The organism is Chromohalobacter sarecensis, assembly GCF_023061135.1.
GTDB classification, from domain to species: Bacteria; Pseudomonadota; Gammaproteobacteria; order Pseudomonadales; family Halomonadaceae; genus Chromohalobacter; species Chromohalobacter sarecensis.
The window spans coordinates 189,102-210,824 of record NZ_JAKGAN010000006.1 but is presented as its reverse complement, the minus strand read 5'-3'; the positions used below and the strand labels follow the sequence as shown (position 1 = coordinate 210,824).

20 protein-coding genes are annotated in these 21,723 nt (G+C 63.7%); 14 read left to right on the top strand and 6 right to left on the bottom strand.

Annotation, left to right across the window (positions count from 1 at the left end):
* Window positions 1-311 precede the first annotated feature (311 nt).
* From ptsP to fruA, 3 genes are read left to right on the top strand one after another with little or no spacing between them, the layout of a single operon-like run.
* Window positions 312-3,188 (top strand): phosphoenolpyruvate--protein phosphotransferase, encoded by a 2,877-nt coding sequence (gene ptsP, locus L1071_RS11515; RefSeq protein WP_246974973.1) that lies wholly within the window; start codon window positions 312-314, stop codon window positions 3,186-3,188.
* Window positions 3,188-4,156: a 1-phosphofructokinase gene (gene pfkB, locus L1071_RS11510; RefSeq protein WP_246974970.1), complete on the top strand. Its 969-nt coding sequence runs from the start codon at window positions 3,188-3,190 to the stop codon at window positions 4,154-4,156. The genes ptsP and pfkB overlap by 1 nt, the downstream gene beginning before the upstream one ends.
* A complete protein-coding gene (fruA, locus tag L1071_RS11505) occupies window positions 4,153-5,931 on the top strand; it encodes a PTS fructose transporter subunit IIBC (protein ID WP_246974967.1) in 1,779 nt (592 codons plus the stop codon). The genes pfkB and fruA overlap by 4 nt, the downstream gene beginning before the upstream one ends.
* Before the next feature lie 141 nt (window positions 5,932-6,072).
* On the opposite strand, the gene L1071_RS11500 is transcribed toward fruA, so the two are convergent.
* The 3 genes from L1071_RS11500 to otsB are packed head-to-tail and all read right to left on the bottom strand — an operon-like array spanning window position 6,073 to window position 10,003.
* On the bottom strand, window positions 6,073-7,449 hold the full coding sequence (locus tag L1071_RS11500; protein WP_246974964.1) for an alpha,alpha-trehalose-phosphate synthase (UDP-forming): 1,377 nt from the start codon (window positions 7,447-7,449) through the stop codon (window positions 6,073-6,075).
* Window positions 7,446-9,263 carry a glycoside hydrolase family 15 protein gene (locus L1071_RS11495; RefSeq protein WP_246974962.1) on the bottom strand — a complete coding sequence of 606 codons (1,818 nt, stop codon included), beginning with the start codon at window positions 9,261-9,263 and terminating at the stop codon, window positions 7,446-7,448. The genes L1071_RS11500 and L1071_RS11495 overlap by 4 nt, the downstream gene beginning before the upstream one ends.
* Window positions 9,227-10,003: a trehalose-phosphatase gene (gene otsB, locus L1071_RS11490; protein WP_246974959.1), complete on the bottom strand. Its 777-nt coding sequence runs from the start codon at window positions 10,001-10,003 to the stop codon at window positions 9,227-9,229. The genes L1071_RS11495 and otsB overlap by 37 nt, the downstream gene beginning before the upstream one ends.
* 211 nt (window positions 10,004-10,214) lie before the next feature.
* On the opposite strand from otsB, the gene L1071_RS11485 reads away from it, so the two are divergent.
* Window positions 10,215-11,990, top strand: coding sequence for an acyl-CoA dehydrogenase (locus tag L1071_RS11485; RefSeq protein ID WP_246974956.1), 1,776 nt, complete (start codon window positions 10,215-10,217; stop codon window positions 11,988-11,990).
* Window positions 11,991-12,000: 10 nt separating this feature from the next.
* Here L1071_RS11485 and L1071_RS11480 read toward each other — a convergent pair whose 3' ends face one another.
* The gene (locus tag L1071_RS11480; RefSeq protein WP_246974953.1) at window positions 12,001-12,663 is read right to left on the bottom strand and encodes a 2OG-Fe(II) oxygenase; all 663 of its coding nucleotides are present in this window, start codon (window positions 12,661-12,663) and stop codon (window positions 12,001-12,003) included.
* 22 nt (window positions 12,664-12,685) lie between these two features.
* Window positions 12,686-13,309 (bottom strand): CoA pyrophosphatase, encoded by a 624-nt coding sequence (locus L1071_RS11475; protein ID WP_246974950.1) that lies wholly within the window; start codon window positions 13,307-13,309, stop codon window positions 12,686-12,688.
* A 48-nt stretch (window positions 13,310-13,357) separates the two neighbouring features.
* Between L1071_RS11475 and L1071_RS11470 the strand changes: the two genes are divergently transcribed.
* Entirely contained in the window at window positions 13,358-13,915 is a 558-nt protein-coding gene (locus L1071_RS11470; protein WP_246974947.1) for an NUDIX hydrolase, read from the top strand.
* 5 nt (window positions 13,916-13,920) lie between these two features.
* Here L1071_RS11470 and L1071_RS11465 read toward each other — a convergent pair whose 3' ends face one another.
* Window positions 13,921-14,232 carry a YqfO family protein gene (locus L1071_RS11465; protein ID WP_246974944.1) on the bottom strand — a complete coding sequence of 104 codons (312 nt, stop codon included), beginning with the start codon at window positions 14,230-14,232 and terminating at the stop codon, window positions 13,921-13,923.
* A gap of 126 nt (window positions 14,233-14,358) precedes the next feature.
* On the opposite strand from L1071_RS11465, the gene ftsB reads away from it, so the two are divergent.
* The 9 genes from ftsB to rpoS all read left to right on the top strand — a co-directional run bounded on the left by ftsB (window position 14,359) and on the right by rpoS (window position 21,573).
* A complete protein-coding gene (gene ftsB / locus L1071_RS11460) occupies window positions 14,359-14,724 on the top strand; it encodes a cell division protein FtsB (RefSeq protein WP_246974941.1) in 366 nt (121 codons plus the stop codon).
* Entirely contained in the window at window positions 14,721-15,443 is a 723-nt protein-coding gene (ispD, locus tag L1071_RS11455; protein WP_246974938.1) for a 2-C-methyl-D-erythritol 4-phosphate cytidylyltransferase, read from the top strand. Before ftsB ends, ispD begins: the two co-directional genes overlap by 4 nt.
* Window positions 15,440-15,928: a 2-C-methyl-D-erythritol 2,4-cyclodiphosphate synthase gene (gene ispF / locus L1071_RS11450; protein ID WP_246974934.1), complete on the top strand. Its 489-nt coding sequence runs from the start codon at window positions 15,440-15,442 to the stop codon at window positions 15,926-15,928. The genes ispD and ispF overlap by 4 nt, the downstream gene beginning before the upstream one ends.
* On the top strand, window positions 15,925-16,971 hold the full coding sequence (truD, locus tag L1071_RS11445; protein WP_246974931.1) for a tRNA pseudouridine(13) synthase TruD: 1,047 nt from the start codon (window positions 15,925-15,927) through the stop codon (window positions 16,969-16,971). The genes ispF and truD overlap by 4 nt, the downstream gene beginning before the upstream one ends.
* 36 nt (window positions 16,972-17,007) lie before the next feature.
* Complete coding sequence (gene surE / locus L1071_RS11440) at window positions 17,008-17,760, top strand: 5'/3'-nucleotidase SurE (protein ID WP_246974928.1); 753 nt, start codon at window positions 17,008-17,010, stop codon at window positions 17,758-17,760.
* Window positions 17,741-18,433 carry a protein-L-isoaspartate(D-aspartate) O-methyltransferase gene (locus L1071_RS11435; RefSeq protein WP_246974925.1) on the top strand — a complete coding sequence of 231 codons (693 nt, stop codon included), beginning with the start codon at window positions 17,741-17,743 and terminating at the stop codon, window positions 18,431-18,433. Before surE ends, L1071_RS11435 begins: the two co-directional genes overlap by 20 nt.
* Window positions 18,430-19,371, top strand: coding sequence for a DUF368 domain-containing protein (locus L1071_RS11430; RefSeq protein WP_246974922.1), 942 nt, complete (start codon window positions 18,430-18,432; stop codon window positions 19,369-19,371). The genes L1071_RS11435 and L1071_RS11430 overlap by 4 nt, the downstream gene beginning before the upstream one ends.
* Window positions 19,364-20,473, top strand: a complete 1,110-nt coding sequence (locus tag L1071_RS11425) for a peptidoglycan DD-metalloendopeptidase family protein (RefSeq protein ID WP_246974919.1) — start codon at window positions 19,364-19,366, stop codon at window positions 20,471-20,473. The genes L1071_RS11430 and L1071_RS11425 overlap by 8 nt, the downstream gene beginning before the upstream one ends.
* A 122-nt stretch (window positions 20,474-20,595) precedes the next feature.
* Window positions 20,596-21,573: an RNA polymerase sigma factor RpoS gene (gene rpoS, locus L1071_RS11420; protein WP_246974916.1), complete on the top strand. Its 978-nt coding sequence runs from the start codon at window positions 20,596-20,598 to the stop codon at window positions 21,571-21,573.
* Window positions 21,574-21,723: the final 150 nt, after the last annotated feature.

Here is a 21,723-nt window from a genome sequence, read left to right as displayed (position 1 = left end):
ATTCCTTGAGCGAGCCGACGATGCAAAAGCGCCTATTCTAGAGGCTGACACGTGGTCTTGCTTGTCCGCCCCTGCGAAGGTCTAGTCCTGTTTAGCTTGATAAATCCTGGTGAACGTTTCAGCATTGATTCCAAGATAGCTGACACGATTCAGCCCGTCACCTGAACTATCATGTCAAAAGCTGAATGGCCAGCATTCAACGAGCGGTGATGCCGCGCGCGCCAGCGACGCGACGATATCAAGACGGGCGTGATCGTTGTCCTTACCCGACGAGCGGATGGCTCCGTTCCGGCGGCATTATGGAGAGTTCCATGCTGACACTGACAAGCGAAGACGTTCTGCTCGACCGGCGCGCCGATGACTGGCACGATGCCCTGAACCAGGCCGGCGATGCTCTGGTCGAGGCTGGCCGCGTGGCGCCCGGTTACCGTGACGGGCTGCACGCGCGCGAGGCGCAGTCTTCCACCTACCTGGGCAATGGCATTGCCATTCCTCACGGCACCCCGGAGAGTCGCGAACACGTCAAGACCACCGGCGTGCGGGTGCTGCAATTTCCCCATGGCGTCGAATGGCATGACGGCCAACGCGTCACCCTGCTGGTGACCATCGCCGCGCAGAGCGACGAGCATCTCGATATTCTGCGCCAGTTGACGCATGTGCTCGATCGCGAGGGCGTGGCCGAGCGTCTGGCGGCTGCCGACAGCCGTGAAGAAGTCATCGCGCTTTTATCCAAGGCGCCGGTCGAGGCGCGCCTGGATGCCGATACGCTGTGCCTGGGGTTCCCGGCGCGGGATCGCTTCGAGTTGGCGCTGGCCGCCGCGGCGCGGTTACGTCAGGTGGGAAGCGTGGACAGCAGCTTCGTGGCTGAGATCAACACCCTCGAGCCGGTGGCGCTGGGTCAGGGCCTGTGGCTGGTGAGCAGCGCCCAGGGTGTCATCACACCGACGCTGGGCGTGGCCACGCCGGAACAGGCCTTCTCGGGGCCCAAAGGGGCGGTCAATGCCGTCTTCTGTCTGGCGGCGCAAGGCGATGCGCATCGCGGTCTGCTCGAACGCTTGGGTAGCCTGCTGGATGCTGGCGATGGCGAAAGCCTCGCCGATGCCGACGCCGCAACACTGCTGGCGCGGCTTTCTGGTGAGTCCGCCGAGGCGGATACTGCGCGTGCTACGGTGCTCAACGCGCATGGCCTGCATGCACGGCCGGCGAAGCAGCTGGTACAGGTTGCCCGACACCAGGCCATGCCGGTCAAGGTGCGTCTGCTCGAGGGCAGTGCCGAGGCGGTCTCGGCGGCGAGTCTGACCAAGGTCATCGGGTTGGGGGCGCGGCGTGGCCAGACACTGGTGTTCTCCGCCGAAGGTGAGGGCGCCAGCGAGGCGCTGGAAGCCCTCGTGGCGGCCGTCAGGGATGGGCTTGGCGAGCACGTGACACCCCTTCAGGAGACGTCGTTCGAGGCGCCCGCTGCCGAGGATGACAGCCTCCCCGTACCCTTGGAAGACGATGTCGCGCATCCCGCCGTGCCGGCGTCGCCGGGACTGGCCATCGCCCCGGCCTTCGTGATGCGCACACCGCGATTCGAGTATCCCGAGCGGGCCGACGGGCTTGACGAAACCCGGCGCGGCGACAGCGCCGCGCAACTGGCACGTCTCGATGCCGCGATCCAAGAAGCGGCCGAGCAGCTTCGCACTCTGGTGCGGACCGCCCAGGGCGGCGAGGTCGCCGAAATCCTCTCGATGCACGAGGAAATGCTTGACGACCCTGAACTGCGCGAAGCGGCGCATGAGTCGTTGAATACCGGCATGAGCGCTGAGGCGTCGTGGTGGTCGGCCATCGATACCGCCGCGCGCGCCCAGGAAAACCTCGCCGACCGTCTGCTTGCCGAGCGTGCCGCCGACCTGCGTGACGTCGGCCGGCGTGTGTTGGGCATCCTGTGCGGGGTGCGTCTACCTACGCCGCCGGAAACGCCTTACATTCTGATCACCGACGACGTCGGCCCCTCCGATGTGGCGCGCCTGGATACCGCCAAGGTGCGTGGTCTGGTCACCGCGCGCGGCGGGGCGACCTCGCACAGCGCTATTCTTGCCCGGGCGCTGGGCATTCCGGCGGTGGTCGGCGGCGGTGAGCGCGTGCTGACGCTTGCCAACGACATTGAGGTGATCGTCGATGGCGAGCGTGGCCGCGTTATTCCGGCGCCTTCCGACGAGCGTCGCTCGCGGACCGAGCTACGCCTGAAAGAGCACGAAATGCGCGAGCGTGAGGCCTATGCTGCGCGGCATGAAGAAGCGCGCACGCAGGATGGGCACCGCGTCGAGGTCGCTGCCAACCTGGGCAATACGGCGCATGCGGCGGATGCCGTCGAACGCGGCGCCGAGGGCGTGGGCCTGTTGCGTACTGAGTTCATCTTCATGGCGCACCCTGAGGCACCGGATTTGGATACCCAAATCGCCGAATATCGCCAGGCCATCGACGCCCTCGACGGCCGCCCGCTGGTGGCGCGCACGCTGGACGTCGGCGGCGACAAGCCGTTGCCTTACTGGCCGCTGCCCCAGGAGGACAACCCGTTTCTCGGCCTGCGCGGCATTCGTCTGGCGCTGACGCGCCCCGAGGTGCTCGAGACACAACTGCGGGCCTTGCTGACGGCGGCAGGCGACCGGCCGTTGCGGATCATGTTCCCGATGGTCAAGGACATCGCCGAGTTCCGCGCCGCCCGTGAGATCTTCGACCGCGTGCAGGCCGAGGTGCAGGCCGGCGACGTGCAACTGGGGGTGATGATCGAGATTCCCTCGTGCGCGCTGCTGGCGCCGAGTCTGGCCGCCGAGGTCGATTTCTTCTCCATCGGTACCAATGATCTGACCCAGTACACCCTGGCCATCGACCGCGGTCACGCCGAGCTCTCGGCCCAGGCCGACGGGCTGCATCCCGCGGTACTGGCGCTGATCCGCATGACCGTCGAGGCTGCGCACGCCCAGGGCAAATGGGTGGGCGTGTGCGGCGAACTGGCCAGCGATGCCCAGGCGGTGCCCGTACTGGTGGGGCTGGGTGTCGATGAGCTTTCGGTCTCGGCGCGACAGGTGCCGATGGTCAAGGCACGATTGCGCGAACTGACCCTCGAGACCGCGCGTCATCACGCCGAGTTGGCCCTGAGCCAGTCGACCAGCGATGCCGTGCGCGAAGCGCTGGAGGCTCTCTGATGGCGCGTGTCATGACCTTGACTCTCAATCCTGCGCTGGATCTGGCGATTCGTCTTCCGGCGTTGACGCTGGGGGCGGTCAATCGCACCGAGGCCACGCATCTCGAGGCGGCGGGCAAGGGTGTCAACGTTGCCCGGGTTCTATCAGCGCTGGGCCATGAGGTGGCGGTTTCGGGCTTTCTGGGCGCGGACAACGACGGCGCCTTCGGGCGGGCTTTCGCCGACTGGGGGTTGGAAGACGCCTTTCTGCGCTTGCCTGGGGACACCCGTATCAACGCCAAGCTCTCCGAAGCCGAGGGCCGTGTCACCGATATCAATGGTCCCGGTCTTGAGGTCGCGCGCGATGATCTGGCGGCGCTGTATACCGCGCTCGAGGCGCGGCTGACGGATGCCGCGAGATGCCCCGAAGCGGTAGTGATCGCCGGTAGTCTGCCGCCCGGCGTGTCGCCCGATGATCTGGCGGCCTTGATCGGTTGGTTGCGCGGGTATGACGTGCCGGTCTGGGTGGATACCAGCGGCGCGGCGTTGAGCGCTGCGATTGCCGTCACGCCCAGTGCCGTCAAACCCAACGAGACGGAATTGGCCGAGTGGGCGGGCGAGCCGCTGGAGGACGCCGCGTCGCGTCTGGCCGCCGCGACACGCTTGCACGCCTCAGGCATCGAGCATGCCCTGGTGTCGCTGGGCGGCGAGGGCATGCTGTGGGTCGGCCCCGAGGGTGCCTGGCAAGCGACACCGCCGCGCGTCGAGGTCGCGAGTACGGTGTGCGCCGGCGATACGTTGCTGGCGGCGATGCTCCACGGTCGGCTCGCGGAGCTCACCGCCGAGGCGACCTTGCGCCTGGCGACGGCGCTATCCGCCGAGGCGGTGCGTCATGTCGGGGTGGGCGATGTGCATGCCTCGGATCTAGACCAACTCCAACAAAACACGTGCGTACGTCGGCTCGACGATAACGCGAGGGAGGACTCATGAAAGCGATCCTGATCACGGCCTGCCCGAGTGGCGTGGCGACGACGTTTCTGGCAGCGCGACGCCTTGAGCAGGCCGCCCGGCGTCGCGGTTGGCAGGTCACGGTGGAAATGCACGGCGAGCTCGAGCCGCCGCAGCCGGTGTCCGAGGCGGATGTGCACGATGCCGAGCTGGTCATCGTCGCCGCCGACCATGTGCCGGAGGCGTCGCGTTTCACAAACAAGCGCTTGTTCCAGGCACCCATCGCCGAGGCGCTACCCGACCCGGATGCCTTCCTGTCACGCGCCGAGCGCGAGGCCGAATCCTTCGTCGGCGCTGATACAGAGACGCCGCAGGCGGCGCCCACGGACGATGCCCAGGCCGGGGATGGCCAGGCGCAGCGTATCGTTGCGGTGACGGCGTGTCCGACCGGGGTCGCGCACACCTTCATGGCGGCCGAGGCGCTGGAGGAGGCCGGACGCGGCCTGGGACATCATATCCGCGTCGAAACCCAAGGCTCGGTCGGGGCGCAGAATCAGCTCAGCGAGGCGGATATTGCTGCGGCCGATGTGGTGCTGCTGGCCTGCGACATCGAAGTCGACGACGAGCGATTCTCAGGCAAGTGCATCTATCGGACGTCGACCGGCAATGCGCTCAAGAAGGCTCGCCCGACGATTGAAGCAGCCCTCGCCGAAGCTGCCGTGGAGCAGGACGGGGTTGCCGCGTCTGGCGAGAAAAGCACCGGCAAGGGCAAGAGCGTCAAGGAAAAGGGCGTCTACAAGCATCTGCTTACCGGTGTCTCGTTCATGCTGCCGATGGTGGTTGCCGGCGGCTTGTGCATCGCGCTGTCATTCGTTTTCGGTATCGAAGCCTTCAAAGAGGAAGGCACCCTGGCGGCGGCCCTGATGCAGATCGGTGGCGATACCGCCTTTGCCTTGATGGTGCCGGTCCTCGCCGGGTATATCGCCTACTCCATTGCCGACCGGCCGGGGATCGCGCCCGGCATGATCGGCGGGATGCTGGCCAGCAGCATCGGCGCAGGCTTCATCGGCGGCATTCTGGCTGGCTTCCTGGCCGGTTATGCCGCCCAGGCGATCACTCGGTATCTCAAGCTGCCGTCGAGTGTGGAATCGCTCAAGCCGATCCTGATCATTCCCCTGTTGGCGAGTCTGTTCACCGGGCTGGTGATGATTTACATCATCGGTACGCCGGTGGCGGGTTTGCTCAACGCCTTGACCTCGTTTCTCGACAGCATGGGCTCGACCAATGCCGTGCTGCTGGGCCTGCTGCTCGGCGGGATGATGTGCGTCGACATGGGCGGGCCAGTCAACAAGGCGGCGTATACCTTTGGTGTGGGGCTGCTGTCCAGCGAGACCTATGCGCCGATGGCGGCCATCATGGCGGCGGGGATGGTACCGCCGCTGGCGATGGGAATCGCCAGCATGCTGGCCAAGCGCAAGTTCGATCAGACAGAACGTGAGGGCGGCAAGGCGGCTTTCGTGCTGGGGCTTTGCTTCATTACCGAAGGCGCGATTCCTTTCGCCGCCAAGGACCCGCTGCGCGTGTTGCCGGTGTGCATCGTCGGCGGCGCCGTGACCGGGGCTTTATCAATGTATTTCGGTATTCAATTGATGGCGCCGCACGGCGGACTCTTCGTGCTATTGATACCGCACGCGGTCAATCTGGCGCTGTTGTATCTCTTGTCCATCGCGGTGGGTGCGGTGATCGCCGGGGTGGCGTATGCCGTCATCAAGCCGGGCGCCTCCGCTGTGCCGGTCGAAGAAAAAGTAGCATCGTGAGACGCCGTTCTTATGTCGCGCCCTCCAACGAGAGCGCCAATGCAAGGAGCGCCCTGCGGGGCGCTCCTTTTTGCATGGGAGGGGTTTTGCCTAAAGCATATCGGCGGTCGTTCGGGACAGGCGGAATCGAAGCGCTGGGTTTCAACTCGACACGGCATACCCGAGATCGTCGAGAAAACGTTGCCACCAGCGCGTCAGGTCATTGCAGCGGACGCTGGCCAGCATGCTGGCATGGCGTTGGCAGCGCTCCTCGTGTGGCATCTGCAGTGCTTGATCGAGCGCTTCGGCGATGGCATGCGGATCGTAGGGATTGATCAACAAGGCGCCCTCGAGCTCATGTGCGGCGCCGGCGAGTTCGCTGAGTACCAGCGCGCCGGGGTCGCGGCTGTCCTGGGCTGCGACGAATTCCTTGCAGACCAGGTTCATGCCATCGCGCAGTGGTGTGACAAGGCCTACCTGGGCGGCGCGAAAGAGCCCCATGAGCGCGGTGCGCGGATAGGTCTTGTTGATGTAGTGCACCGGTACCCAATCGAGATCGGAATGTAAGCCGTTGATATGGCCGGCCTGGGATTCGAGCTGCTGGCGCAGGTCGTCGTATTCAGTGATGGCGCTTCGAGAGGGGCTTGCGACTTGCGTATAGAGGACGTGGCGCCGGTACTGGGGGTAGTCGTTGAGCAGGTGCTCGAAGGCGAGCATGCGTTCGCCGAGCCCCTTGGAATAGTCGAGCCGGTCGGCGCCGGCGATCAGCGCACAGCCGCCCAACGAGGCGCGTAGCTGGCGGACGGCTTGCTTGGTTTCGCTATGCTGTGCCTCGCGTTGTAGCGTGTCGACGTCGATGCCCACGGGGTAGATGCCGAGTTTCAGGCGTCGGTCGCCGTGACGCAGCACATTGTCGCTGCGCTTGGCCCCGAGGATGCGGATCGCGGCATGGCAGAAGGTTTCAAGGTCTTGGGGCGTCTGGAATCCCAGCAAGTCGTAAGCGAAGAAGCTTGCCAACAAGTCGCGATGTCCGGGAATACAGCGCAACAGCTCGGCGCTGGGAAAGGGGATGTGCAGGAAAAACCCCATCGGGGCGTGGCTCCCCTGGCGGCGCAGGGCTTCACCGAGGGGGATCAGGTGGTAGTCGTGTACCCAGATGAGTTCGTCGCCGGTGAGCAGCGTGCTGAGTTTTTCGGCGAAATGCTGATTGGTCGCGTAGTAGGCCTGGGCATGGCGGCGTTGGAATTTCATAGCGCCTAGATTGAAATGGAAGATCGGCCACAGCACTTCGTTGGAAAAACCCAGGTAATAGTCATCGTGTTGCTCTGCATTCAGCGGCAAGGTGGCGTAGGTAATGCCGTTGCGACGTGTCTGGGTCGGCTGTGGTGAGGTGTCATGGCAAATCTCGCCATTCCAGCCGAACCACATGCCCCCATGGCGGGCGAGGGCGCTATTGAGGGCCATCGCCAGCCCGCCTGCCTGAGAGCGTCCGGCCTCGGGGATCGACACCCGGTTGGAGACCACGACAAGGTCTTTCATAGCGCTTCCTCCCAGTTCTTGCTGAGGTGTAGCGCCGAGTTGATCAGCCCCACCATGCTGTAGGTTTGCGGGAAGTTGCCCCATAGCTGGTGAGTGTCGGGGTCGAGATCCTCGGAGAGGAGCCCGACCTTGTTGCGACATGCCAGCAATCCCTCGAACAGCCGCCTGGCTTCGCTGTGATCGCCGATCGCCCAGAGTGCGTCGATATACCAGAAAGTACAGATGTTGAAGGCGTTTTCGGGCGCCCCGAAATCGTCGTCGGCGACGTAGCGAAAGAGGTGATCGCCACGTCGCAGATGCCCGCCGATGGCCTTGACGGTGGCGACAAAGCGCGGGTCATCGGCGGGTAGAAAGCCAAGCTCGTTGATGAGTAACAGGCTGGCATCCAGGCCCTCGCCGCCGAAGCTCTCGGCGAAGAAGTCTTGGGGCTCGTTCCAGGACTCGGTGCAGATGGTGCGGTGCATGGTGTCGGCGGTGTCGCGCCAGTGCCGTGCGGCGCTGTCCAGCTCGAGTTGCGCGGCGATCTTGGCCAGCCGGTCACAGGCCGCCCAGCACATGATGGCCGAGTAGGTATGCACGCGCTCGCGGCCGCGATATTCCCAGATGCTGGCATCGGGCTGGTCGTAACATTCGGCGGCCAGGTGGCCCAGGGGCTCGAGGCGCCGGAATAGCGTCTCATTACCGACCTCTTCGAGACGCTGATCGAAGAAGACCTGGTTGGCGGCCAGGATGACGGCGCCGTAGACATCATGCTGATTCTGCAGGTAGGCGGCGTTGCCTACACGTACTGGCCCCATGCCGTGATACCCGGCAAGCGTCTCAAGGCTGTGCTCGTCCAGCACCGTCTCGCCACCGATGCCGTACAGCGGTTGTAGCTGGTGACGATGGGTGCCGACGACGAGGTCGATGATGTAGTGCAGGAAATTTTCCATCGTCCCGGTTGCACCGAGCCGGTTGAGCGCATGCACCACGAAATACGCATCGCGCAGCCAGCAATAGCGGTAATCCCAGTTGCGCTGGGTGTTCGCGGCCTCGGGGATCGAGGTGGTCATGGCGGCGACCACGGCTCCGGTATCGTCGAAGGTGCTGAGCTTCAGCGTGATGGCGGCGCGAATTACGGCGTCTTGCCATTCGAAGGGCACGGCCAGCCGGCTGACCCAGTCGTGCCAATAGCGGCGGGTTTCTTCCCAGTAGTGGCTGTAGAGCCTTGCGGGAGTGGTCGTCAGGCTCTCGTCGGGGCCGATGATGAAATGCAGCGGGCGATCCAGGGCATGGGCGGATTCCTGCAGCAGATGGGTGATCGAGGCATCGGTGGTCAGACGCACGACGTCATCTTGGCAAAGATAGCGGATGTGGTGGCTACCATGGGTCGTGTCGGGCGACGTGCCATCGTAGCCCTGTACCGGACGCAGGCGCGTGCGGATGACCGGGGTGCCGGCGATGCGCTCCACGCGTCGACACAGCCCGGTGGGATGAAATTCCCGCCCGAACTGCAAGAAGCGAGGACAGAAGTCGGTGATGCGGACCTTGCCGCCCTCGGCATCCTCGATCTCCGTGCACAGGATGGCGGTGTTGCGGACATAGTACTGATGGCTGGCGACACGGTTTTCGACATCGATGGCGAAATAACCGCGATCCTGCGTATCTACCAGGCGGGAAAAAACCGGGGCGCTATCCAGGCGCGGAAAACAGAACCAGACGATGCGGGACTGGTCGTCGATCAGCGCGCTGACCTGACAGTTGCCGACCAGCCCCAGTTCGAGTGTCGGATCCTGCGTTAAGTTGACATGCTCCTTGTCTGACGTTCCAACCATGACAAAACCTCCTCGACGCTATCCAAGCGATACGTGGCTTGACTCTGCGCGGCTTCACCGACGCGCACGGAGAAGCCGCCGTGTGCATTGACGACGGGAAATGCGTCCTCGTCCGTGCGGTCGTCGCCAATGAACAGCGGGGTGCGCTGCCGGAAGGGCGGCGTGTCGAGCAGTCGCTGCACGGCGCGTCCCTTGTGGCAGGCATGATGACGAAGCTCCAGCAGGCACTTGCCCTCGATGAGTTGGTAGGCGTCGCGATGGCCCTGCCAAAGGCGTGTCATCGTGTCTCGGCAGGCCCGTTCGTGCTGCGGCGCCTGACGGTAGTGGAGAGCGAAGGCGTACGTTTTGTCCTCGAAGACGGTGCCGGGATGTTGTTGTGAGAATTCGGCAAGGGCGATGCCCAGGTGCGCCGTGGCCTCGGACTCGAGCCGCTCGGCGTGTCGGGTGCCGTCGCTGTCGCGCCACTGCGCGCCATGACACCCCATGAGCGTTAGCGTCAGGGGCGCCGTCAAGCACTCCAGGTCGGCCAGACGGCGGCCGCTGATGACGGCGAGGGCTCCCTCAAGCCGGGTCTGCAAGGTATTCAGCAAGTGGCGCTGGCGGGGCGGTAGTGTGACGGCATCGGGATGCGATGCGATAGGCACTAACGTGCCGTCGAAATCGAGAAACAAGGCGATATTGGAAAAAGCAAGTGCCGACGGGAGTGGCGTCTGCATGCTGATATTGGTCTCAGTATCCACAATCGATATCTTTAAGCGTTGGTCATACAAGGGAAAATAGCAAGTGCCCCGGATGTTTGGCTGCCAATGGATAGCCTGAACGGGCACGGCTTTGCGGTTCTTGCACCGTTCGGCTAATGGCTCATCGCGCCCGGCACCACTATGATCATGGCATGTATTCCAATTAACACATACGTTTGAATGATAAGCGTCTGAATGATGAAGGTGAGCCATGTCCTATGCCGCGCCGTTACGCGATCTTCGCTTCGTCCTCGAAGAACTGCTCGAGCATCGCTCGCTGCGTCTGCCCGAGTATCAAGAGCTCTCCGGGGAACTGATCACCGCGATCCTCGACGAGGCCGCGCGCCTGGCGGGCGATGTGTGGGCGCCGCTCAACCGCCGTGGCGATGAACAAGGCTGCCGCCTGGTAGAAGGTGAAGTGCACACGCCGACGGGCTTCGCCGAGGCCTATCGTGCCTTCGTCGAGGGCGGGTGGAACGGCATCGGCAGCGATCCCGCCCATGGCGGGCAGGGTCTACCGGAGGTCGTCGCCAGCGCAGTGCAGGAAATGTGGCAAGCCGCCAACATGGCGCTGGCGTTGTGCCCGCTATTGACGGCGGGGGCCGTCGAATCACTGGCCCAGCACGGCAGCGAGTCACTCAAGGCGCGCTATCTGGAAAAGCTGGTCAGTGGCGAGTGGACGGGCACCATGAACCTCACCGAGCCGCAGGCCGGCTCGGATCTGGCGGTGGTACGCACGCGGGCAGTGTCGGAAGGCGAGCACTATCGCCTCAGCGGTCAGAAAATCTTCATCACATGGGGTGAGCACGATTGCGCCGACAACATCATCCACCTGGTCCTCGCCCGCCTGCCGGATGCCGCCGAGGGCAATCGCGGTATATCGCTGTTTCTGGTGCCCAAGTTCCTGGTCGACGAACAGGGTGATTTGGGTGAGCGCAACGACGTGAGCTGCGTATCGCTGGAGCATAAGCTGGGCATTCATGGCTCGCCGACCTGCGTACTCAGCTTCGGCGAGCGCGAGGGCGCCATCGGCTATCTGGTCGGCGAGCCCGGCCGTGGGCTTCAACACATGTTCACGATGATGAACGCGGCGCGCCACAAGGTGGGCATTCAAGGCATTGGTGTGGCCGAGCGGGCTTATCAGCAAGCGCGTGGGTATGCCGCAGAGCGCGTTCAAGGCCGCACGCCCGAAGCGCGCGGCGGCCATCCCGCAGTAATTGGCGAGCACTACGATGTGCGCCGCATGCTGCTGTCGATGCGTGCGCGCCTGGAAGCCCTGCGGGCCCTGGCCTTGCTCTCGGCCAGCGAGATGGACCGCGCCCGGCATGCGCCTACGACGGACGAACGGCAACGCGCCCAACGGCGGGTCGATCTCTACACGCCGGTGGTCAAAGCCTTTTCTACCGACCAAGCGGTGGACATCGCGTCGCTGGGCATTCAGGTACACGGCGGCATGGGATACATCGAAGAGACCGGCGCCGCGCAGCATCTACGCGATGCGCGTATCGCGCCGATCTACGAAGGCACCAACGGCATTCAGGCGCTCGACCTCGCTGGTCGCAAGATCTACCGCGACGGCGGTGCCGCCTTGGGTGACGTGCTCGACGAGGTTGCCGCTTGCGCCGATGCGCTTACCGCTGATGCTGATCTCGCTGACTTGGGGGTGTCACTGCATCAGGGCGTAGCGGATCTACGCCGAGCGGTGACAGTCGTGCTGGCGAGGGGTGGCGATGTCGAGCGCGGCCCCGACGCGCTCCAGGCTCTGGCGACGCCGTTGCTGGCGTTGACCGGTCATGTGCTGTGTGCCTGGCAGATGGGGCGTTCGGCACTGATTGCACAGACGGCACTGGCAGCTGGTGCTGACGATGCCTTCTATCGGGCCAAACTGGCCAGCGCGGATTTCGTCTTGCGCCAGTGGCTACCCATGGGGAGAGCGCAGTTGGCCGCCATCGAGGCCGATCTGGGCGTGTTCGACGAAGTCTATTAAGGCAGCGTCTTCAGCGGGCTGGATCGATGCTGCCGCCCAGCGAGGTGTTGCGACGGAACCAGCCGGCGATGCTGGCGCGCGGGGCCTGGGTCGGCAGCACCTCGTGGGGGACGCGGTCGGCGAGAAAGCACACGAAGGTGCCGAGTTCAGGGCGTATGCGTGCGATTTCGCGTTCAGGGTCGTCGGGGTCGAACAACGCCATCTCGCCGCCGTGCGCCGCCGTCCACGCGGGGTTGAGATACAGCACGGTCGAGACAATGCGGTTGCTGCGGCCGCGAAAGCTGTCGAAGTGCTTCTTGTAGAAGGCGCCCGGTGGGTACGAGGCGAAGTGAGCCTCGAATTCGAACAGCCCCAGATAGAGCTCGCGATTGATGGTCTGCTGCAAAAACGCCATCACCGTCAGGTATTGGCGTTGGGCCCGGCTTTCGCGATCCAGCCAATGAATGGCATCGCCCCGGACATCGCGCTCGATACGGTGTGCCTGTCCCCGGCCGATGCCGGCTTCGTCGAGATGCGAGCATGCCTTCAGCGTCTGCAGTTCCGCCTGCAATGTATGGCATAGTGCGGTATCGATGAAGCGTTCGCCGACGAACCAGCCCTGCGTGACCAGCGCATCCACCAGCGTGGGCAAGGCGGCCATGTCGAGATAGTCGGCGGGATCATGTCGCGGCATGTGAAAAAGTCCTGTGCAGGTTTCAAGGCCGTGGCGGGGGCGGCGCAGGCAGATGACGCAATGGACTGCCGAGAGGCGCGCGGTCGAGGCTGATGGGGCGTGCGAAACCTACCGCCAGCAGCTCGACCAGCATCATCGCCGATAGGCCCCATATTATCTGATTGGCGTAGGCGTAGCTGGGCACATAATAAGTGTGCTCGCCGTGACGGATGACATCGGTATGACTGCGGCGATCCTCGAGGAACCACGTCAGCGGCACCTCGAAAATGGTATCCAGTTCATTATGATCCGGTACCAATGAGAGGCCGGGGGGAATCAACCCGACGAACGGTGTCACGCAGATGCCGTGGCGTGAGGTGACGTCGCTTAGCCGGCCGAGGCATACGACGTGCGCGGGTGGCAGCGCGATCTCCTCGTGCGCTTCGCGCAAGGCCGTGGCCCACAGGTCGGCATCCTCCGGCTCGACCTTGCCGCCGGGAAACGCGACTTGCCCGCCATGCTGGGCGAGATGACCGGCACGGCGCGTCAGCACGATCGTGGGCTCGCGGCGCTCGACGATCGCCAGCAGCACCGCGGCTCTGGGCATGTCGGCGTTCAGTTGGCGCGGCTGATGCGCTTGCAGGCGTTCGCACAGTGTCTCTAACATGTTGCTTTTCACCTAATGGGGCGCCGTATCGCTCGCCCGAGGACGATCATGAACTTCTGTAGCCAGTGTGGCCAAACCGTGCGTTTCGCGATTCCCGAGGGCGATGATCGCGGGCGCTTTCTCTGCGATGCCTGTGGCACCATCCATTACCAGAATCCGCGCATCGTGGCGGGTACCTTACCGGTGGCAGGGGAGCGCGTCTTGTTGTGTCGCCGCGCGATCGCGCCTCGCATGGGCTACTGGACGCTGCCTGCCGGCTACATGGAAAACGGCGAGACCACCTCCGAGGCCGCCATGCGCGAGACCCGCGAGGAAGCCTGCGCGGAAGTCGACCTCGAGGGTCTTTATACGCTCATCAACCTGCCACACATCAATCAGGTCTACATGATCTTCCGTGGCGCGCTGCGCGGCGACTACGCGTCCGGCCCCGAGAGCCTCGAGGTGGCGTTGTTCGAGGAGGCCGAGATTCCCTGGCACGAATTGGCCTTCCCCACCATCGAGCGTACCTTGCGCCACTACTTCGACGATCGCCGGGGCGGTGACTACCCGCTTCATGTCAGCGACATCAACGCCGAAGACCGCGAACGTTACCTGGGCAGCGCGTAACGCGTCTAAACGTCTGCCAGGCGCCACGCCTCATACGCCGGTTCCTCGTAGGGATGGGCTAGCTTGAGCGCCGCCACGGCGGCTTCCAGGTGATCGTCCTCACAGACCAGCTCGACCTTAAACTCCTCGACATGACTGAGCGCGCCGACCTTGCCGATATGCGGGTCGGCGCCGTCGAGTGGGCGGAACTGGCCTTGGCCGGGCGTCTGGAAGCAGCAGGCCTCGTAGTCGCCGATGCGCCCGGCGCCGGTGGCGAATACGGCTTCCTTGACGCATTCGGCGTCGTCCATGGGAACGAAAAACGCGAGTTTGTACATGCGGGGCTCCTTGACATCGTCGTCAGCGGGGCGCGTCGCGCGGCGATTGGCTCGCCGCGTGGACTGCGCGGGTGCCTTGATGATGGCATAATGCCGGGCAGCTGTCGGTCCAGGACGGAACCAACGATGTTGAAGTGGGTATGCATAGCGCTAGTGGTACTGATCGGTCTACTGCAGTATCACCTGTGGTTCGGTGAAGGGGGAGTGCGTGAACTCAACCATATTCGTCACCGTGCCGATGTGCTCGAAGAAAAAAACGACCGGCTGCAGGCGCGCAATGACCGCCTGGCGGCGGAAGTGATCGATCTCAAGAAAGGGCTCGATGCCATCGAGGAACGGGCACGCAGCGACCTGGGCATGATACGCCGCGATGAGCAGTTTTTCTGGGTGCCCGGCGTGACTGCCGAGCGCTCCATCATCGAGCAAAGTGCCACTACGCTGCAGGGCGACCCTGAAAAGGCGGCGGCGATGCCCGAGGAGGTGGCGCCGTGAGTCGCTTGTGGTTGATCGTGCCAGCAGCGGGGCAAGGCCGTCGCATGGGGGCCACCTTGCCCAAGCAGTATCTCGACATCGCCGGCCGGCCGGTACTGGCACATACCTTGGCGCGGTTGCACGCCGCTTTTCCGGAGGCAGCGCTGCGCCTGTGCCTGGATGCCGACGATGCGCGCTTCTCGACTGAGTGGGTCCCCTTCGCCGACTGGCAGCGAGTCCCTGGCGGCGCTGAACGTGCCGATTCGGTGGCCAACGCGCTGGAATCGCTCGAGGGTATTGCAGCGGACGACGACCTGGTATTGGTGCACGATGTCGCGCGGCCTTGCGTCGCGCTCGATGACTTGCGTCGCCTACGCGCCGTGCTCGAGACCTCGCCCGATGGCGGGCTGCTGGCGGCACCGGTGGCGGACACCATGAAGCGCGCCGATGCCCAAGGTCACGTCGTGCATACCGTGTCGCGCGAGGGGTTATGGCACGCCATGACCCCGCAGGGCGCCTCCTATCGCGTGCTGTGCCGGGCCTTCGCCCATGCCCGCGAGACACGCGTGGCGCTCACCGATGAGGCCTCGGCCCTCGAGGCACTGGGCCTGGCGCCGCGTTTGGTGCCCGGCCGCCGGGATAACCTCAAGATCACGCATCCCGAGGATCTTTCCCTCGCCACGCGGCTTCTCAGCGACACCGCGTGCGATACCTCGCTTTCCGACGAGACATATTCATGACGTTACGTATTGGTCACGGTTTTGACGTGCACCGCTTCGGTGATGGCGATCACCTGATGATCGGCGGCGTGCGCGTCGCGCATACCCACGGTTTCATCGCCCATTCGGATGGCGACGTCCTGCTGCACGCGCTGTGCGATGCTTTACTCGGGGCCTGCGGCCTGGGCGATATCGGCCATCATTTTCCCGATACCGACGCGGCCTGGGCGGGTGCCGACAGTCGCGAATTACTGCGCCGGGTACATGACCAAGTCGCCGCCAAGGGCTATCGCATCGTCAACCTGGATACCACCGTGATCGCTCAAGCGCCGCGCCTGGCCGATCACATCGCGCTGATGCGCACGCGTATCGCCGAAACGCTCGGGGTGGCGGAAGACGCGGTCAACGTCAAGGCAACCACTAGCGAGCGGCTTGGCTTCACCGGGCGCAAGGAAGGCATCGCCGCCGAGGCCGTGGTGCTGCTGACACGCGCGGACGCGACATGAGCGATATGTCGCTCTGGCCACCCGATTGGCCGCGTGTTCACGGCGGGCCGCTGGCGTCGGGCGAGTTCCGCATGACGCCCGAGGACTTCATTGTCGAGGAGGTGTTCGATTTCGCGCCGGAAGGGCAGGGCGAGCACCTTTGGTTGTGGATCGAGAAGCGCGATCTGACCACGCCGGAAGCCGCCAAGCATGTGGCGCGAGTGTGTGGCGTGCGCCCGCGCGACGTGGGCTATAGCGGCCTCAAGGACCGCGTCGCGATCACTCGCCAATGGCTCTCGGTGCATCTGCCTGGGCGTGATGCCCCTGACGCCTTCGCTGTCCAGCTCAGCGACGTGGGAATCGTGGTCCTTGACGCACAACGTCATCCCCGCAAGCTCAAGCGCGGCGTACACCGTACCAATCGTTTCACGCTCCGTCTGAGCGGAGAGGTTGCCTCGCATCCCGATCTGGCGTGTCGTTGGCGTACCCTGTGTACGGTCGGCGTGCCCAATTACTTCGGCCCGCAACGCTTCGGCCGCGAAGGGCGCAACCTGGTGCTTGCCCAGAAGGCTTTCACGCGTGGTTGGCGCAAGCGTGACGATCCGCATGGCATGCAGCTTTCTGCGGCACGCAGCTTCCTGTTCAATGAGGTGCTGGCCGCGCGACTGCGCGCGCAGACTTGGCGGACGCCGTGTCCTGGCGATGTGCTGACGCTGGCGGGAACGGCCAGTCGCTTCGTGGCCGACGAGATCGACGCCGCCTTGCACGAACGCGCCGCACGCGGCGACGTCACGCCCACCGGTCCTATGTGGGGACGCGGACGTCTGGAGAGTGTCGCGGAGGTGGCTGAGGAAGAAACGCGGCTCGCGGCGCGGCATGAGGCTCTGTCGCTGGGACTCGAAGCGGCCGGCGTACGCATGGATCGACGCGCGCTATGCGTGCCGCTTGACGCACCGTCACTGGAGCATGATGCCCCCGACCGGGTGACGCTCGGCTTCGGCTTGCCGCGCGGGGCCTTCGCCACCTCGGTATTGCGCGAGTTGATGCATCATCCGTTGCTGTGAAGGAATATCGGCTATCAGGAAAACAAGAGGACAGATATGCGCAAGTTACTGTTATCCAACGACGATGGCGTCCATGCACCGGGGCTGCGTGCGCTTCACGATGCACTTTCGGCACATGGGCGCCTGCGGGTGGTGGCACCGGACCGCGACAAGAGCGGCGCCAGCAACTCGTTGACGCTGACGCGTCCCCTGGCGTTGACGGCCCTCGACAACGGCTTCTATTGCGTCGACGGCACGCCGGCCGATTGTGTGTATCTGGGCGTCAACGGAGTCTGGGACGAGAAGCCTGACCTGGTGATTTCGGGTATCAATCATGGCAGCAATCTGGGCGATGACGTGCTGTATTCGGGCACCGTGGCCGCCGCCATGGAAGGACGCAATCTAGGCATGGCGGCCATTGCCGTATCGCTTTGCGGTGCGCGCTATTTCGAGACCGCCGGTCGCGTCGCGGCGACCCTGGTGGGAGCGGCGGAGTCATTGTCCTTGCCGCCCCGCAGCCTGCTCAACGTCAATGTGCCGGATGTGCCCTGGGAAGACATTCAGGGCGTACGCGTGACGCGGATGGGGTATCGCGGCCCTGCGGCCCAGCCGATGAAGGTGAAAGATCCGCGTGGCCGCGAGCGTTATTGGATTGCCGCCGTCGGCGATAACGCCGATGATGGGGCGGACACCGATTTCGCGGCCATCGAAGCGGGATACGTGTCGATCACGCCCCTTCAGACCGATCTCACACGCCATGCGGCGTTGGACGACGTACGGAACTGGCTGGATGCATTGTCGAATTCCTGAAACACCACATGATACACACCGACTCGGTGGCATCGGCATGACCTCACAGCGTACTCGCAATCGCTTGATACGGCGGCTGCAGGCAGGCGGCATCCGTGATACACGGGTGCTCGACGCCATGGCGCGCGAACCACGTCACGTCTTCCTCGACGAGGCGCTGGCGCACCGCGCCTATGAAGATACCGCTTTGCCGCTGGGGCATGGCCAGACGCTCTCGCAGCCGTGGATCGTGGCACGTATGACCGAGCTGGTGCTGGCCGCGCAGCCGCGACGCGTGCTGGAAGTAGGGACCGGCTCGGGCTACCAGACGTTGATTCTGGCGCGCCTGGTCGAGTCGGTGTGGAGCATCGAGCGCATCGGTACTTTGCATCGTCGTGCCGCCTCGCGTCTGGCCATGCTGGGCGTCAATAACGTACGCCTGCGCCATGAAGACGGCGGACATGGATGGCCGCAGGCTGCCCCCTTCGATGTCATCCTCTTCACCGCTTGTGCCAGTGTGCTCCCCCAGGAACTGTTGTCCCAACTGGACGACGGAGGGGAGTTGATCGCGCCGCTGGAGGATGAGGCCGGTCGCCAATGGCTGACACGTGTGCGGCGTCGCGGCGCCACCTTCGAGCGCACGCGGCTCGAGCGGGTCAGATTCGTACCGCTATTGGAAGGGGTCATACAATGAAGCGTTACCTGACGCTTTTCTTCAAGGGCGCCGGGATGGGCGCCGCAGACGCGGTACCCGGGGTGTCCGGCGGCACCATTGCGTTCATCACCGGCATCTACGAGGAGTTGATCCACTCGATCAAGCAATTCGGCCCCCGCGCCTTCGGGGCGTGGCGCCGCGGCGGCCTGACGGGGCTTGCCGGGCATCTCAACCTGGCGTTTCTGTTGCCCTTGATGCTGGGTATCGTGGCGAGCCTGGTGAGTGTCGCGCATCTCGTCACCTGGCTGCTCGATCATCATCAACTGCTGCTCAATGCATTTTTCTTCGGCCTGGTGCTGGCCTCGGCCATCGTCGTGGGCCGACAGGTCGGCCATTGGCAGTGGCAGCACATTTTTCCCTTGATTCTGGGCGTCTGCGTGGCCCTGTGGCTGCCCAACCTATTGCCGGCGCCCAGCGAAGCCAGCCAGTGGGTATTGTTGGTGGGGGGCGCCATCGCCATCAGCGCGATGCTTCTGCCGGGCGTTTCGGGGAGCTTCCTGCTGCTGGTGATGGGGCTCTACGGGACGGTCATGGAGGGTATCAAAAGCGCCGACCTGGCCTTGATCGCGACCTTCGGCGCGGGCTGTGCCATCGGCTTGATGGTGTTCTCGCGGGTTCTTTCGTGGCTTTTCCATCACTACCGACTGGGCACGCTCTTGACCCTGGTCGGTTTCATCCTCGGCTCCTTACCGCAACTCTGGCCCTGGCGCGAGCTGGTCAGCTACCGCTTGGCCAGTGGCGACAAGATCGTGCCGCTCGATTATCGCTATCTCATGCCTTCGGACTACAGCGTGATCACCGGTGAGCCGGCCCAATTGTTGACGGCGGTCGCCTTGATGATCGCTGGCCTGGTGCTGGTTATGGTCATCGGTGAACGCAGTCCTTCCCCGTTTAAAGAGGACCGACCCCATGTCTGACTCTCGTCGACTACTGCCCGCGCTGGGACTCGCAGCGCTGGGCCTGGTGGGGTGCGCAAGCTCCGGCGGCGCACCCCAGGTGCAGGATCTCTCGGTCAGTCGTAACAGCGACCCGCCGAGTTCTTATACCGTCAAATCGGGCGACACTCTGTATGGCATTGCCTGGCAGAACAACCTCGATTTCCGTGATTTAGCGCAACTCAATGATATTACGCCGCCCTATCGTCTCGATCCGGGGCAAACGCTACGCCTGAGCCCCGATGGCGAGGCCCTTGCGGCATCAAATGAAGCATCCGACGAGACAGGAGGCGCGGTGGCAACCCCGCTCGGCGGTGGTGCCGGTACGAACGGTAGCGCGCAGGACGATGACTGGCTGGCACCGACGGATGGTGCGTCGTCGCAAGGTCGCGACCTGGCAGTCGCCACCATCGGCTCGCAGGCCGTAGGGGCTGCTTCCAAGGCCAGCGGAAGCGGTGCGCCGGGGCCGGTCTACGACGCGGATGAGGCGGCTGACGAGTCCGCGCGCGATAACCAAGACGCGAGCGATGCCTCGGATGCGTCAGCCGCCAACGATGAGCGACAAGAGGCGCAAGAAGATAGTGCGCCTAGTACGGACGAGCAGGCGACGGGCGACGAGCAGTCCGAGTCCACCCAAGAGGCCGGTACGAGCGTCGCCGGTGAAAGCGACGCGACGCCCGACCGCTCTCAACGCGAGTACCAGCCGGTCGAAAATGTGGCTTGGCAGTGGCCCACCGAGGGCGATGTCGTCAATGGTTTCGACGACAATTCCACCGTGACGGCCGGCATTGATATCGCCGGTGAAAAGGGGCAACCTGTCAAAGCGGCGGGTCCGGGTATCGTGGTGTATGCCGGCAGTGGCGTCCGCGGATATGGCAACCTCATCATTCTCAAGCATAACGACCATTTCCTGAGTGCTTACGCGCATAACGATACGCTGCGTGTTGAGGAAAACGATGTCGTCGAAGGAGGAGAGGTCATCGCCACCATGGGCAACACCGATGCCGATCGCGTCAAGCTGCATTTCGAGGTGCGCCAGGACGGCCAGCCTCAAGACCCAATGGAGTATCTGCCATCGCGTTGAGCGTGGTAGAACTCGGACCCTGAACATGCGCACAACAATAAACGGGTAGTCCGCCATGGCCGGTGGCTCGCACGCCCCGGCCGTGGTTATCAAATCGGCAGCAGTAAAGTGGGGTATCGGATATGAGCATGCTGGAGCGGGATATTCAGGGTGTGGACCTCGACAACGTCGACAATGAAATAGAAGTCGATGCCGGAGAGGTCGCTAGCGACAAGGATGACGATGCGTTCGAGAAGGCATTGAATCGTGACGAAAAAAGTTACCATCAAAGCCTCGACGCAACACAGATTTACCTCAATGAAATCGGCTTTTCGCCGCTTTTGACCCCCGAAGAAGAGGTGCACTACGGGCGCCTGGCCCAGAAGGGCGATCCCGCCGGGCGTCAGCGCATGATCGAGTCCAATCTGCGTCTGGTGGTCAAGATCGCCAGACGCTATCTCAACCGGGGGTTGTCACTGCTCGATCTGATCGAGGAAGGCAACCTGGGCCTGATCCGTGCCGTAGAAAAGTTCGACCCCGAACGGGGCTTTCGTTTCTCGACCTATGCGACCTGGTGGATTCGTCAGACCATCGAACGGGCGCTGATGAATCAAACGCGCACGATTCGCCTGCCCATCCATGTGGTCAAAGAACTCAATATTTACTTGCGCGCCGCACGCGAGCTGACACAGCGACTCGATCATGAAGCCACGGCCGAGGAAATAGCCGATTTTCTGGACAAGCCGGTGGGCACCGTCAAGAAGATGCTCGGGCTCAACGAGCGCGTGTCGTCGGTCGATTATCCGATGGGCGGCGAAAGTGATAAGCCCTTGATCGACACGCTAGCCGATGAAAACGAAGCCGGTCCCGAGTCGTTACTGGTTGGCAACGACGTCAAGCAGCACGTCGACGACTGGCTGGCGGAGTTGACCGACAAACAGATGGAAGTCGTCGTGCGTCGTTTCGGCTTGCGCGGACATGAAGCCGCGACCCTCGAGGATGTCGGCGCGGAAATCGGTCTAACCCGTGAGCGGGTACGTCAGATTCAGGTCGAGGCGTTGAAAAAATTGCGCCGAGTACTGGAGAAGCAAGGATTGTCGCTGGACTCGATTTTCGAATGACGCGCCAGGCATGACGGGCCGCATGGCTTGTCATGCTGCCGACTTGTCACGGCAATGACGCGCTTTCCACGCTATCCTTGGACTTTCTTGGTACTTGCTTATTCGCCTGATACATTGATCTGAGGCAATACATGCGGCATTGTATGTAAC